The sequence below is a fragment of the Maribacter sp. R86514 genome, from assembly GCF_044597005.1.
GTDB lineage: Bacteria > Bacteroidota > Bacteroidia > Flavobacteriales > Flavobacteriaceae > Maribacter.
The window spans coordinates 1165557-1180478 of the sequence record NZ_CP138999.1; the positions used below are offsets into that span (position 1 = coordinate 1165557).

Below are 14922 nucleotides of genomic sequence, written 5' to 3' on the forward strand. Positions count from 1 at the left end.
TTATTTCAATCTTTTTTTTCTATTTGCTTCGTAATCTTCAAAAATCATTTCTCCTAAACCTTTTAATCCGGTAAAGAATGCCTTGCCTTTATTAGCCTCGGTAAAATGGCGAATAAATTGCATTAAGTAAGGATCTTGAGCGATCATAAATGTTGTTATCGGTATATGAAGTTTACGAGCCTGGCGCGCCATATTATAGCATTTCTCCACAATAAAATCATCCAAACCAACACTGTTCTTATAATATGTTCCATCTGGCATGCGAAGACAACTTGGCTTACCATCGGTGATCATAAATATTTGCTTATTGGTATTTCGTTTTCTACGAAGCATATCCATCGCCAATTGCAGACCAGCCACTGTATTGGTATGATATGGACCCACTTTTAAGTACGGTAAATCTTTAATAGGTATAGGCCAGGCATCATTACCAAAAACTAGAATATCTAAAGTATCTTTAGGATATCTAGTAGTAATTAGTTCCGCTAATGCCATAGCTACTTTTTTAGCAGGAGTAATACGATCCTCACCATATAAAATCATACTATGACTAATATCAATCATAAGTATGGTACTCATCTGCGCTTTGTGCTGGGTATCTTCTACCACCAAATCATTTTCACTTAAATGAAAACTACCTACACCATGATTAATCTGAGCATTTTTAAGGCTCTCGGTCATAGATATGTTTTCTAGACCATCGCCGTAACGGTATTCCCTAAGGTCACCCGTATGCTCATCTCCTTGTCCAGATTTACCAGTTTTGTGGTTACCGGCACCACTTCTTTTAAGTTTACCAAAAATTTGGTCTAAAGCACGCTGACGAATGATACGTTCCATCTTCGCGGTAATGGAGATATCTCCGCCACCAGAACCTTCTTCCCCGTCTTCCCCGTCTTGCGCGTCGCCACCGCCATCTTTAAACTCTTCGCGTATGTATCCCTTAGCCTTTAAATCCTCAATAAAGTCTTCAATGGTATAGTTTTCAGTAGTAAGTTCATACTCCTTGTCCAATTCTCGTAACCAATCAATTGCTTCGTCAAAATCTCCAGAAGTGTGTGTAATAAGCTCTTGGAAAATATCGAACAGTCTATCAAAAACTGATTGTTCGGGTGCTTCGTAAGTTTCAAAGCGGAACCCCTTTCTTATATTCATAGCCATACTATAAAATTAACACTTTTAGGTTGGATGCCCACGTCTTTTGGGAAATGTTAACGTTGTTGTTTGATGTTGGTAGTTTGTTGACCGTTGATAGTTGTTCGTTGTTCGTTGATGGTTGATGGTTGTTGGTTAATGCTTCTTCGTTGTTCGTGTTGAGTTGGACGCTGTACGCTTATCGCTGAACGCAATACGCTGAGCGCTTTTCGCGTGGCGCATAGTTGTTTCAATGAAGTAACTTCGGCTACGCTCAGTTACCAGTATTCAAAAATACGATTTATGAACAACTAACAATGATTAACATATAGCGAATAGCTTACGGCGATTAGCACATAGCACAAAAGGATTCGTCTTTGCGAGGAGTTTTTTAGCGAAGAAGCAATCTGTTTGTTTCGTGTACCTAAGCTACAGATTGCAATGCATGTAAGCGAAAGGCGCGCGGCGTTTTGCGCATAGCGTTTTAAAAAGTAACTTCGGCTACGCTCAGTCACTGGTATTCGGCAACACTATTTACAAACAATGAACAACTAAAAGAATAAACTATCAACAAAAAACCGATTACACTTCAAAAATTCAAAGGCTATTTAAGCACGCCGCCGCTTTGGGAAGGTGAACAGTTTGGTGTGCCTCAGTTTCAATTTCCGGAGGTGGTAATAGACGGTTTTGTACCCAGTCCCATTCCAGAGAATTTACGGTTGGGGCATCAGATGGAATATGTGTGTAAGCAGTTTCTAGACCAAAGTGATGCATATGATGTGCTTGTTCATAATTTACCCATACGAGATGGTAAACAAACCATTGGTGAAATAGATTTTATACTAAAAGAAACCGGAACACGGCAATTGATACACGTAGAACTTACCTATAAGTTTTACTTAATTGACAATGACATAGAGAATCCTATTCATCAATTAATAGGACCAAATAGAAGTGATGCATTTTATAAAAAACTACAGAAAATCAAAAACAATCAATTCTCTTTAGTACATACTGGAATTGGACTTTCTGTACTTTTAGAGAAAGAAATAGATACTACGAATATTAAACAACAGGTTTGTTTTAAAGCACAACTTTTTAAACCTTATAAAGCAGATAATTTACAACTAAACCCATTTAATGCAAATTGTATTGTAGGTTATTGGTTGCGAATGGCGGAGTTTAAGGAAAATAGATTTTCTTCATTTCAATTCTATATACCTACTAAAAGTGAATGGGTATTTTATCCATTTGAAGAAGTCGCATGGGTTTCTCACGATGAAATTGTTATAACCATTACAGAACGTCTAAATAATAAAAGTGCTCCCATGGTTTGGGTGAAGAAAAGTTGTACTGAATTTGAGAAGCTTTTTGTGGTTTGGTGGTAAGCCTTATTCCTTAGTTTAAATACCATATATAACTGTTAATAACTGTTGATAGGTCTTTTTTTATGTAGGTGAGAATTAGATTACTTTTATAGATGGAATATGTGTAATTGTGCACATATACAATTGTTGTAAGTAATTTGCCATCGCCAATGTTCTTTTTGCTGAGGATTACCTGAGTTATATTGTGGATATAAAAAGTCGGAATCTCTAAATGAGCAGAAAAGGATTAAGGTAATATTCGACTCTTTCGGCGGATATTTCCCAAGTAGTTTAGCTTTCAGCGTTGAGAGTGTACTCTCAGAACGTTGACACGTTAAAAACTACTTGTAAAAGGACGGTAAAAATTTTGAGAAAGTCAAATTTTAAACGGTATTTTATTGTTTTTCTGCTCATTTAGAGGTGTTCAGGTTCCGTTTTACACTAATCATACACGAATGTATAAATTAATATAAAACGGGAGGCTCAACAAAAAGAGTCTTTATTATTCTCTTATGGCAAACTATACATGGTTATTATTCCTAATTTTAGACAAAAGTAAAATTAAAATAAAACCACTTACAACAGGTCCTATAAGTAATGTCCTAAAAACATATTAGCCTGAAAAAGGACACTACTTATAGCCCTGTCGTTGTAGGCAATTTTTGAAATGTATAATTTGACTTCGAACATATCGCTAAAGATGGAAGCGCTTAAAAGGCATTCAATTTATTTTATTAATGATTTAAATGGATATAAAATTATAGGTAGTGGTATCTTAGTACGTATTAAGAATTTATATCTTATTCTGACTGCAGCACATGTTTTAGACAAATTCGACGAATTATTTGTCTTAATCGAGAATGGAAGCTATAAATTTAAACCTGGTGGTCAACTCATAAGCAATGAAATAGTTACCTCTAGAGAAGAGGATGGTATTGATATTGGTATAATAAAACTGGACGAAGAAAGTAAGGCTGAACTAGAAAAATCTTACTCATTCTTGGATGAAAAACATATTTTAATAAATCAAGAAATTTCAAAAGATCAAGATTATTTTATTTATGGCTTTCCCTCGTCAATGTCAAAAGAGAAGTATAAATTAAATGAATTCCATGTTCGTCCATTTTTCAATTTAGCCAACCCAGTCGATAAATCAGAGTATGAAAGTTTAGATCGAAAACACTATCTAAATATTATATTAACATATGATAAACAATCCACTTTGAACGCTAAAACAAAATCATTAAGTAATGGACCGGAACTATATGGGATAAGTGGATGTGGTTTATGGAATTTATATGATTACGAAGATGTGAAACTTATAGCAATTATGACAGATTGGCCTATAAAAAATCGTAAAAGGATAATAGGAACAAGAGCAGATATTGTTACCGAAACTTTGCGTAAATTATTTAACTTAAACCTTGAGGAGTCAAAGTTATTTGGTTTAAAATAAACTGCCTACAACACTATATATAGCAAATAGGGCGATTAGTTTTTAATCGAAAGGTTGTTGTCTATTTGCAAAGTCGCCAAATCTTTTGATTTGGTTTAAAAGAGAAAAATTAAAACAAAATAAAAAGATTTGGCTTGTGGCTAAACCGAAAGTAATCGCCTATTTTCTGCCCAACTTGCCATATATTTAACGTTGGCAAACATTTAAAAAAAGCAATAAATTATGACTATATCAGATATTCTAAATATTATTGGCATCATAATGCTTATGTATGCTGGTGCTTTAGGACTAATGAGTAGTTTTACCGAAAAAAATAGCGACATTGTGAACCGAACTGGAGCATCATTCGGAAATGAAGAGTTTTATAAATCAATGATTGCTCAAAAATATTTCAATATTTCAAGCTTCTTTTTTATAATAGTTGGCTCATTTTTTTTATTACTTCCATACATATTCAAAGAATTAGGAAGTCAAAAAATATCATATGGGAATTACATTCTTGGAATTTTAGTTTGCCTATTAATTCTGATTCTTTTTTCAATTTTAAAATATGCAACTTTTAAAGCAGACCAAATAACAATTTCAAACCAAATAGAAATTTTGGCTAGCAAAAAAGATAAAATTGATTTAGCTGACTTCCACCTAAATCTGATAATTAGAATTTTGAAAGAGCGGAAAATTAAAACAGATTTTACTGATATTGAAAAGATTAAAAAATCAGCGATTAAGTATTTCCGGATTTAAAAAACGATTTGCCAACAAAACCTAAACGTAATGCAGAGTTTAGGTCAAAACCGAAAGGTCTGTGTTTATTTATAATGTCGCTAAATCTTATGGATTTAGCTTTGGAAAAGAAAGAATAAAACTAAACAATAAGCTTTAGCTTCGTGCGCAGACGGAAACGAAAAGTTTCCTTACTACCGCACTACGCTTAGCTCAAGCGTTGTGGTGCATACTGACCCGTCCTGAAATATGTATACAAAACACTTCAAGTATATGTATAAAAATGATGGATATGTAAAACGCTATAGTGAGAGCTTCAAGCTCAAAGTCTTGGCAGAACTTACCAAAGGAAACCATTCAAAAAGACAAATTGCATTAACTTACGGTATACAATCCAGTACTATAAACGTATGGATCAAGAAGTATGACCGTAAAGATTTAATGAACACCCGTGTAACCGTGCAAACAGACGACGAACTTTCCCGTATCAAAGCCCTTCAAAAAGAGTTGAAACAACTTAAGGACCTTCTTATTAAAAAGGACCTGGACAAACTGGTGACCGATAGCTATCTCGAGGTAGCTGCCGAGAACCTGGGCTATAGAGATGTTGAAGAATTAAAAAAAAACTTAAACATAAAGCCTTGATGAAAGTAGCACCGATAAACCGTAATGAAAGGCTGTATTCAATTGGTACTATCTGTAATGCCTTTGATCTGAAAAGAGATGCCTATTACAAATACCAAAAACGTTTTGTTATCAAAAAACAGATAGAACGGGATATAATCGAACTTGTTCGGAAAAGCAGAAGAACACTACCTAGAGAAGGTACCAGGAAACTCATGAGATCATTAAAAGATGAGTTTCATAAGTACGACTTAAAAGTAGGCAGAGACCAGCTGTTCCGTATCCTAAGAGAAAATCGATTGCTCATTAGAAGAAAGAAATACTCCTCTAGAACCACCAATTCATATCACCGCTTTTACAAGTATGGCAATATCATAAAAGACTTGAAAATCAATAGACCCAATCAAGTATGGGCTTCCGACATAACCTATATCAGAACCATTAAAGGATTCTGTTACCTAGCATTGATAACGGACATGTACTCACGTAAAATCGTTGGATATGACCTAAGTGATAGCCTAGAACTAAAAGGTTGTGTCAGAGCTTTAAATAAGGCTATTTACAATGCCAAGAACATTGACCGACTTATTCATCACTCGGACAGAGGTATTCAATATTGCAGTAATGTCTATACCCAAATACTAAAAAGAAAGAAAATCAAGATCAGTATGACCGAAGAAAACCATTGCTACGAAAACGCCCTGGCCGAAAGGGTAAACGGTATTCTAAAAGATGAATTTTTTCTTGACCAGACATTTACCAGTGTGGTTCATGCTAAAAAAGCAGCCAAAAATGCAATCAAACTATACAACTCTAAAAGATTGCATTTATCTTTAGATTATAAAACACCTAATTACGTGCATCAATATGCCGCCTAAAACTAATATTAACCTGTAGCCGTATTTTAGGACGTGACATACTAAAAAATGGAATTCATTCTTAAAATAATATTTATTCTTGTCCTAACTGCTATAGTAATTTTAGCAGTTCTATATATTGCTTCTTATCGAAGAAGACCGAAATTCAATAACAAAGGTTTTACGGATTTAGAAAATATACTTCTCATTGAACTCTATGGACTTTTTGATTCGGAAACTCAAACCAAATTAAAAGCTCAAATTAAATATTTTGAACCAATAAGAAAATGGCGACAATATTGGGAAAAGAGCATGTCTATTGAACTTTACGGAGATAATGTAAATCCGCTTTCTGATAGTTTCAAATATAAAAGGAAAGATGAAAGTAAGTTAGCAACAATTAGATTTAAGGCAAGCAATGAGAAATTCTATATAGAATTCGATAACTATGATGGTCGTATTTGGGGTTGGAAGATTAGACCGAATCCAAAAAAGATTATGAAAACAACTTCCATTGAGGTTACGAGTAAAAAAATAAATAATGACCCCAATAGCTTTGCTCAAACTACATTCAAGAAAAAGAAAATTAAATCTATTCCAAAATACGAAGGGTTACTCGGAGAACTAAATGCTATTAAATCTATAAATCAAGTTTTTCATCCGATTGAAAAAAGGTTCTTAAAAAATTACACGAAAAGAATTGACTCCAAATTACCTGATGAATATCTCCAAATTATAGAAGAATCGGAAGGTGTTGATTTTGGGTATTTTAAAATACTGGGAATATCCGAAATATATACGACTGGACTTGATGACGGTAATTATTATCATTTGGTGGAATTCGATGATGGAGTTATAGCTGTAAAGGAAGAAGATAATAACGGAACTATTTTTTACTGCCACTATTCGGGACTTTTGGACAATTTAGGGACTGATTTTGTGACAGCAATATTAGATTGCGCAAAAAGTACGACACCACAACAATACCTCCTATGAAAAGCCTTAGTCCAGTTTCTTAAAGTTAATTAATATTTTCTTTTTTGCCTTAAACCACCTTTTTTTCTTTTAATATAACTTGCTCGCACTCCTATGTGTGATCGGTTCGAAACTTGAAACGTCACCGGCATCTGTATGATTATAAATTATAATAAAACCGGTCACTTGCTAAAAATGTGATCCTAAATAGTACAGGTCACGGGTTTTGTTTTGTGATACGGTTCTCACTACTATATTAGAGCTTTGTTATGATTTTTATTTTATTAGTTTTTCTGCTTATTATTCAATAACCCCAATGGTATATGGAACTTCTGTTTTAATTACCGCCAAGGTTCTACTTAGTAGCTTTCTAGCTACTTTGACAATGATACTTTTTACGTTCTTGCCTTGATGTTTACGATAATAGGCCTGCATTACGGGGTCTGCACGTATCGCTTGCCAAGATGCCTCTACAAAATAACTTCTCAATAAGCGGTTTGCACGTGGGGTCATTCCCATTGTCCTTTGACTGTTTCCGCTTTGATACATACTTGGTGCCAGACCTACGTAACCTGCCAAATGTTTAATGTTTTTGAAACGTCTTAAATCCCCTAGTTCACATAATATGCCACAGGCCACGATACCTCCGATACCAGGTATACTTCTCAGTAATAGATAATCCTTCTTATAATTCACTTTACAGTACCTTCTTAGCTGTGTGGACACATCGCGAAGCTCTTGGTCCACAAAACGGAAGAAACGCATTCTACTCTCTAATGTGGCCTTCGCCGTTGGGTACTCGAACATTATATCATCCAACCAATTTCTGTATTTATGGCTCCAATGGTCATTGTCGAACTCTTCAGGTTCCCTGATTCCGAAATACAACAATTGCATCTTTATATAGCTCTTGACCCTTCTGAAATCCTTTACAAGGTCATTTCTGCGTCTGAACAGACTACGAAGTTCTTCACGTTTCCTGTCCGGCACTATGATACTCTGCAATCGGTTATCCTTCAACTCTCTCGCTATCAACTGCGCATCTATCTTATCGGTCTTGGTATGTTTCTCTTTGCCCTTTCTATGAATGTCTGCTGGATTGACTACCAGACTTCGCCAACCGTAACTCTCAAAACAACGATGAGCGTGGTAACCGCAACAACCAGCTTCATAAGCTACGGTAACTTCATACTCCTTGAAATGTTTTGAAACATAACTATGTAATTGCTTTGGGTCGGGTGACATACTAAAAGACTTACCAGCGAACAGATCTGTTGCACAATGTACTTTCCAACTTCGTTTGTGAATATCGATACCAATGTATAACTTCGGGCAAGCAGTTTGTTGAGTGTTCATATCTTATTGTTTTAGAGAACTTTAAAGATACTCGACTTGCTGCTTTTTCATCGATGCTATTTCAAATCTTTAGATGACACATTTAACTCTAGTCCAAGATTTGTCCATTATTCTGAAAGTGGAAGACAATATAATATTAATAAATATCGAACGAATCGTGTAAAAAAAGCATTCAAAAAAAGAGAAGGTATATGCGAAGATTACTCATTAATATTACATGAGCTATTAGTGAAAATGGGTCTTGAATCCAAAATCATTCATGGCGTTTCAAAAAATGTTATTACACAAATAAAAAAGAAGCCCGTATTAAAAAATCATTCATGGAACGCAGTTAAAATTGATGAACAATGGAAACTTTTGGATCCAACATGGGCATCTTATTACCTAAAAAATATCTCAACCAAAAAGTATATTAAAATTTGTTATTTAACCCCTCCAGAAGATTTTGTAAAAACACATTATCCCAGTCAAAATCATTGGCAATTACTTGAGAAACCTATTGATTTAGATACATTTTTTAGTGCTCCATTATTTTTTCCAAACTATTTTGATTCTCAATTAAAATTATCAAAAAATACAAAAGGAACGTTATCCGTTTCAAATACTAATCAAATATTTCTCGAATTTGATAAAATTCAAAGTGATATTGACGCTTATTATTTTATAGAAAGTAAAAAACAAATTCGCAAAATAAAATTCATTAAAAAGAATAATGGTTATGTAGCCAAACTAAAGTTCAAAGAGACCCAAGACCAATACCTAACCATTTGGGAAAAAAACGGTGCTATTTTAAGGTTCAAAATAAAAAGAGAATCCTCATAATAGTACAAATTTTCCACCTAATGTTGAAAACATATTGTAACCTGTTATTGTATATAATTTTTTGAATATTAAACGCATGAAAAAATCTTCTAAAATTTTAGTTTTAGATAATAGTGTGAATTTGAAAAACCAGTTCTAAACGGTCTTCATTCGTACCGAATCAGCTTTGAGATGTATGTGTTAATCTACGGAATCGCAATCTAATCGTAAAGGAATGATTATCTAATTTATAAGTAATCTGCGTAAATAGCCTGCGCTTGCACCAAAGTACCGCAACTTGTGCCAACAACACCTATAAACAATATGGGTTTCGGGCTTAAAAGAAAGGTTTGTGTATTTTAATGAGGTGGCGAAATCTTTGGGATTTCGCTTTTACACAAATAAAAGAAAAAACAAAACACAAAGATTTCGCTATGTGCGTGTCGGAAAGCAAACGCTGGTTTGCTCCCGTACTGTTCATAGCTAAACCGTTAGCAATAATTAAAAGAGATTAACATATGGAAAACAAAAAATTATTTATAGGGCTATTAACCATTTTATTTACTTATTCGTGTGACTCAGACCGATGTGATGAAGGTTATACTGAAGTGGTGTTAGATGACGGAATTGAGGTCTGTCTTCCTGATTATGTAGTTGGGATTGAAAAACCTTCTATAAATAGTAATAAATTTTATCATACAGAGTATGGAGTTATTGAATTTCAAAATGGAGAATGGAAAAATCAAATAGGAGAAAATATTACGAATCTCTTGAGGGCTGAATATTAAAACAAACATTTTGATTCAATGTTTGATTTATCAAAGGTTGCAATCAATAGAAATGTTAAAATAACTATTGATAACAAAGAACTAAATCAAAAGCAAACATAGTCTTCTTAAAACTAAAAGAATTCTATTCTAGACACATAACCTATAAACTCTTTTGAGAATAAAAAACCAAGCCCTAAATCCTTTAGCGCTTGGTTTTCTTTTGATATCAATACCCTTTCTACTCTACCGTATAGATTACCGTATTTTTCTGAGTAACCCTAAAATAGCCATGTGCGTAATTATCTGGATTTGTCGTGTTAATACAATTGCCTTTTATTGCTACAGGCGTAGACTCAAAAAGACCGACACCACCAAGTTGATCGATTACAATGTCAATATAATTGTAGTAGGGTCTAGAAATACTGTGCATATTTATGGTTACCACATCACCTGGGGCTAATGGTTTTATTTCTCCCTCTTCATCATCATCTTCATTTATCTCGAACCACCAATCTACCTCGTTACCGTTTATAAAGTCATCATCACCTGATTCTAGTATTGGTAAAAGATCTTGTGGTCTTTCATACTTAAAAAAGTAATTATCCCCTTCCGCCTCAAAATCGTTAAAAACAATATGTAATTCAATGGTTTCATCATCAAAACCATCTTCTGTATCTTGAAAAACATCTATAATATCTGCAACCGGGTTCATGGTGTCATTTGCAGTATATGTTTGTCCGTCATAAATAATTTCTAATGTATAACTAGCTTCTAGTTGCGGATTGAATGTCGTAGTTGTATAGGTTCCATCATTTTGGTCCGTAAAGAGATAAACTTCGCCATTAACATCATTAGTTACCGTAACTTCTGCACCTACTACATCGGTACTTTGAGTATCAAAAAATGGTGTAGAAGTACGCAACGTTATACATTGCTCATTACCAGTAGTACCTTTTTCCCAATCTAGAGAAGCTTCTACAACTAAGCGAATAGTATCGGTCTGTACTTCAACATCGATAACATCTTCACAACTTATTATGATTATAGAAAATACCACTAAAAATAGTTTTATATAGTTTTTCATCGATTTAAAATTTAAAGTTATAAGTAATAGATGGCACAATACCGAAAATGGCGGTTCTAGTAGCTTCATTAACCCCTGTTTCTATATTCTGACCAAATGATATGGAAGCTGCATTTTTACGGTTGTACGCATTGTACAGCCCTAATACCCATTCTCCTTTTAATTTCGCATTTGGCTTTCTGTTCGGTTTATAATTAACCGATAGATCTAGACGATGATAAGCCGGTAATCTATCAGAATTTCTGTCGGAATAACTGGCGATGGAAACGCCTTCATACTCATATTGCCCATTAGGGTATGTCACCGGTCTACCTGTTTGAAAAACAAGATTGGTTCCAAAACTCCATTTGTCATTTAATTGATAGGAGACGGAAATGGAAATATCGTGAGTTCTATCATACGGAGTATTATACCAATTGCCATCGTTAATACCTAGTCCGCCAGCAGTACCACCAGGAGTTCTTTGTTCAGATTTAGAAAGGGTGTAAGCAATCCACCCTGTAAATTTTCCTTCATTTTTACGGAATAATAGCTCTAATCCGTATGCTCTAGATTCCCCTTTTAGTATTTCGGTCTCGATCGTATTCTGTCCAATAAGGTCTGAACCATCTATATAATCAATTCTATTATCGGTATTCTTATAATACACTTCAGCTTCCATAGAATAAGCTTTGTTCTTAAAATTACGGAAGTAACCCAAAGCATATTGATTAGATAGTTGAGGGTCGATATATTGTCCGCTTGGTGCCCAAACATCTAAAGGAGTTGCAGAAGAAGTATTCGATAATAAATGAATGTATTGCGCCACTCTAGAGAAACCAGCTTTTAATGAAGAATTATCATCAATTGTATAGGCAAGTGAAGCTCTAGGTTCTAGATTGCCAAAAGATTTAATGGCATCTCCATTATCGTAAACCGTCTCCCCTACCGCTGTACCGCGCTCATATATACCTAAGTCTGAATTGTAGACTACTGGTTGGTTATTTTCATATTCCGTCATGGGTTGACCACCCAATCTTGTAAACGCGCTATAACGCAACCCGTACTGAGCCGTTAGTTTATCTGTCAATTTATGTTCGGCATTTACGTAGACACCACTTTCAATAGCCTTTTTATTATCTAACAATAAAGGATTTACAGCCGAGGTTTCAGAAGTTGGCTTTATCTCGCCGGGATCAAACTGATAATATATTCCGCTTGCGCCAAAATCTAGTTTAAATTTATCGCTGAAATAATATTTAAGATCATATTTAAGATTGTAATTGGTAATAGACGAAACCCAGTCGAATTCAGCAAAAGTTAGACCTAACTTATAATCGTATTTACTATAAATAGCAGAAAGGTTTGAGAAAAGCTTGTCGTTAAATATATGATTCCAACGTAGATTACCGGTAGCATTACCGTAAGAATTACTGAAAGTATCTCCTAGTTCAAAAGAATCCCTTCCAAAATAACCTGAAAGAAAAAGCCTGTTATTTGCATTGATCTTATAATTGGTTTTTAGGTTTAAATCATAGAAACCAACGCTATTATCTTGCCCTGCCGCTTTTAATAATAGATTGGCATATGAACTTCTACCGGCAATTAAAAAAGAACCTTTTTCTTTAAATAGCGGAGCTTCTAAAGCCAATCGGCTAGATATGATACCTATACCACCCGTGGCTGCAAACCGCTTACTGTTCCCATCTTTTTGACGCACATCTAAAACTGAAGATACACGACCGCCATATCTAGCAGGTATACCACCTTTATACAATTTTACATCCTTTATGGCATCAGCATTAAAGACAGAGAAAAAACCGAACATATGTGATGTGTTATAAATAATAGCCTCATCTAACAGTACTAGGTTTTGGTCCCCTGCACCGCCACGCACATGAAATCCGCCTGTACCTTCACCATTATTGGTAACACCCGGTAACATCTGTAAAGACTTTAGAATATCAACTTCGCCCAAAACCACTGGCATTTGCTTTACGGTTTCAATGTTCATTTTAAGAACACTCATTTCCGGTTTACGTAACACGGCAATCTCAGATTCTTCTGCCGTAACTTCTACTTCATCTAGCTGTGTAGATATTTCCGATAGTTCAAAATTGAAGTTTTGGTTTCGATCAAGATTTACATCTTGTTTAATATCGGCATACCCCATATAAGTAATAAGTAAGCGATATTCGCCTTTTGGGGCGGTAATGGAATAAAACCCATATTCGTTGGTTACTACACCAATTGTGGTTCCCTCTAAAAATACCGATGCCCCAAAAAGGGTTTCCCCATTTTCAATGTCGGTTATTTTACCACTTATGGTATAGCTTTCTTGAGCTAAAACTGGAGTATAACTAAGTAATAAAATAATAATACTTGTGACGCTAAGCCACCTTAAGCGTACTTTACGCTTTCCTTTTTTAATCATGTTGTTTGTATAATTGATTGATGAATACCGCAATATGACTATATCCTTTTAAAAATGTTACACCAAAAATGAATATTTAAGAAAATGCTAACATTGACGGTCATATTTTAAACACAAAATACCAAAATGCACTATTCAAATCCAATATTGAAATGATGAAGAACATTGATTTTATGGCAGGATTATCTCCTTGGATTTTGATGGATTTTCGTTCACCTAGACGACCGCTACGAAGAATACAAGATGATTTCAATAGAAAAGGATTGATCTCTGAACAAGGCATGAAAAAGAAAGCGTTTTTTACTTTACAAGAGTATTATCTTGATATGGATAAGAAATAATACTATTAGATATTCTAACTGAGATTATAACACTTTCAGTTAGCATATTTTCCTTCTGCATACGAAGATATTATACTGCTATTCGGTGATTTACAATTTTGTGGAAAATCATAGAAATAGATACATTTAGGAAGTCCGTTTTTAAAAGTAATACGCACAGATCCTTTACTATTCCCGCTAAACCCAGAAAAGCTATAATTAGCACTTAGCTCCATTGGTCTGCCTTCACTATCACGAGATGATGTTGTTACACCAGAAATACTTCCCTTAGTATATCTGTTAAAAGACCATGTTTTAGACTGGTCATATACCAAATCATCAATAAGTTTATGATAGTTCTGGTCACCAGTTGGTCCGCCAGACTTTTTCATAGTGGTATACTTACTAGCCTTCTCCATTCGTATAGACTGTTTGTTCAAAGCAAACAATCTTAAATTTTCTTCAAAACGTTTTAAACCCGTACTACCACAAGCATTAAGCTTAAAAATTTTCAGCATATCACCTTTAAGTCCGTTGGTTTTATGAATCATATCAACCGAATTTCCCATACTATTGGGGTCGGTAATCATATCCATCATGGTTCCTAGTCCTTTTGATCGTTGTATTTTATCAATCTCACCATAAGCCTCATACAACGCAGTTTTTGCGTAAAGTCCGCTGCCTACCCAAACATACTTCACACACACCCTACTGATAACATCTCCCCATCCATTTTTTGTAACCTCTTCCGTAGCACATTCTTCATTCATAATTTGCACTTTATTGGTGGGCAAAGAACCAGAACATTGTGCACCGTAAGCCCTTAAGTACTGATCAAAAATCAACAGAAATTGCATATCATCCCTGCTAACATCAATCTCCTCAAAATGACCACGGAAAATATAATCGTAAAACTCAGCGTAATAGAGTCCGTCTGTATTTAATTCTAAAACTTCCGATTTATTTTCTACAGATATGGGTTCAGAATAATGTGATTTAAAAATGAAGTAAAAAGCAGCCATATGAGACATAATAAGAATAC

At 34.5% G+C, this 14922-nt stretch carries 14 protein-coding genes; 9 read left to right on the top strand and 5 right to left on the bottom strand.

Features of this window, described 5'->3' with window-relative positions; all coding sequences use genetic code 11:
* The gene (locus tag SJY30_RS05250; RefSeq protein ID WP_396634549.1) at window positions 1-1161 is read right to left on the bottom strand and encodes a VWA domain-containing protein; all 1161 of its coding nucleotides are present in this window, start codon (window positions 1159-1161) and stop codon (window positions 1-3) included.
* Window positions 1162-1781: 620 nt separating this feature from the next.
* Between SJY30_RS05250 and SJY30_RS05255 the strand changes: the two genes are divergently transcribed.
* From SJY30_RS05255 to SJY30_RS05280, 6 genes are all read left to right on the top strand, one after another.
* Entirely contained in the window at window positions 1782-2522 is a 741-nt protein-coding gene (locus SJY30_RS05255) for a DUF1853 family protein (RefSeq protein ID WP_396634550.1), read from the top strand.
* A 679-nt stretch (window positions 2523-3201) separates the two neighbouring features.
* Complete coding sequence (locus tag SJY30_RS05260; RefSeq protein WP_396634551.1) at window positions 3202-3957, top strand: hypothetical protein; 756 nt, start codon at window positions 3202-3204, stop codon at window positions 3955-3957.
* Window positions 3958-4179: 222 nt separating this feature from the next.
* Window positions 4180-4701 (top strand): hypothetical protein, encoded by a 522-nt coding sequence (locus SJY30_RS05265; protein WP_396634552.1) that lies wholly within the window; start codon window positions 4180-4182, stop codon window positions 4699-4701.
* A 252-nt stretch (window positions 4702-4953) separates the two neighbouring features.
* Window positions 4954-5325, top strand: a complete 372-nt coding sequence (locus SJY30_RS05270) for a transposase (RefSeq protein WP_024479941.1) — start codon at window positions 4954-4956, stop codon at window positions 5323-5325.
* The gene (locus SJY30_RS05275) at window positions 5325-6182 is read left to right on the top strand and encodes an IS3 family transposase (RefSeq protein WP_396632138.1); all 858 of its coding nucleotides are present in this window, start codon (window positions 5325-5327) and stop codon (window positions 6180-6182) included. Before SJY30_RS05270 ends, SJY30_RS05275 begins: the two co-directional genes overlap by 1 nt.
* Window positions 6183-6230: 48 nt before the next feature.
* Window positions 6231-7157: a hypothetical protein gene (locus SJY30_RS05280; protein WP_396634553.1), complete on the top strand. Its 927-nt coding sequence runs from the start codon at window positions 6231-6233 to the stop codon at window positions 7155-7157.
* 279 nt (window positions 7158-7436) lie between these two features.
* On the opposite strand, the gene SJY30_RS05285 is transcribed toward SJY30_RS05280, so the two are convergent.
* Window positions 7437-8492, bottom strand: a complete 1056-nt coding sequence (locus SJY30_RS05285; protein WP_396632131.1) for an IS110 family transposase — start codon at window positions 8490-8492, stop codon at window positions 7437-7439.
* Window positions 8493-8528: 36 nt separating this feature from the next.
* On the opposite strand from SJY30_RS05285, the gene SJY30_RS05290 reads away from it, so the two are divergent.
* Together SJY30_RS05290 and SJY30_RS05295 are read left to right on the top strand one after the other, a co-directional pair.
* The gene (locus tag SJY30_RS05290; RefSeq protein ID WP_396634554.1) at window positions 8529-9314 is read left to right on the top strand and encodes a transglutaminase domain-containing protein; all 786 of its coding nucleotides are present in this window, start codon (window positions 8529-8531) and stop codon (window positions 9312-9314) included.
* Window positions 9315-9811: 497 nt separating this feature from the next.
* Window positions 9812-10081, top strand: coding sequence for a hypothetical protein (locus tag SJY30_RS05295; RefSeq protein WP_396634555.1), 270 nt, complete (start codon window positions 9812-9814; stop codon window positions 10079-10081).
* Between the two features lie 220 nt (window positions 10082-10301).
* Here SJY30_RS05295 and SJY30_RS05300 read toward each other — a convergent pair whose 3' ends face one another.
* Together SJY30_RS05300 and SJY30_RS05305 are read right to left on the bottom strand one after the other, a co-directional pair.
* Window positions 10302-11147 (bottom strand): DUF4249 family protein, encoded by an 846-nt coding sequence (locus tag SJY30_RS05300; protein ID WP_396634556.1) that lies wholly within the window; start codon window positions 11145-11147, stop codon window positions 10302-10304.
* A 4-nt stretch (window positions 11148-11151) separates the two neighbouring features.
* Complete coding sequence (locus tag SJY30_RS05305) at window positions 11152-13560, bottom strand: TonB-dependent receptor domain-containing protein (protein WP_396634557.1); 2409 nt, start codon at window positions 13558-13560, stop codon at window positions 11152-11154.
* A gap of 152 nt (window positions 13561-13712) precedes the next feature.
* Here SJY30_RS05305 and SJY30_RS05310 point away from each other — a divergent pair, with 152 nt between their 5' ends.
* The gene (locus tag SJY30_RS05310; RefSeq protein ID WP_396634558.1) at window positions 13713-13901 is read left to right on the top strand and encodes a hypothetical protein; all 189 of its coding nucleotides are present in this window, start codon (window positions 13713-13715) and stop codon (window positions 13899-13901) included.
* Between the two features lie 35 nt (window positions 13902-13936).
* Here the strand turns inward: SJY30_RS05310 and SJY30_RS05315 are convergent, their stop codons facing one another.
* Window positions 13937-14902: a hypothetical protein gene (locus SJY30_RS05315; RefSeq protein WP_396634559.1), complete on the bottom strand. Its 966-nt coding sequence runs from the start codon at window positions 14900-14902 to the stop codon at window positions 13937-13939.
* Between the last annotated feature and the right edge of the window lie 20 nt (window positions 14903-14922).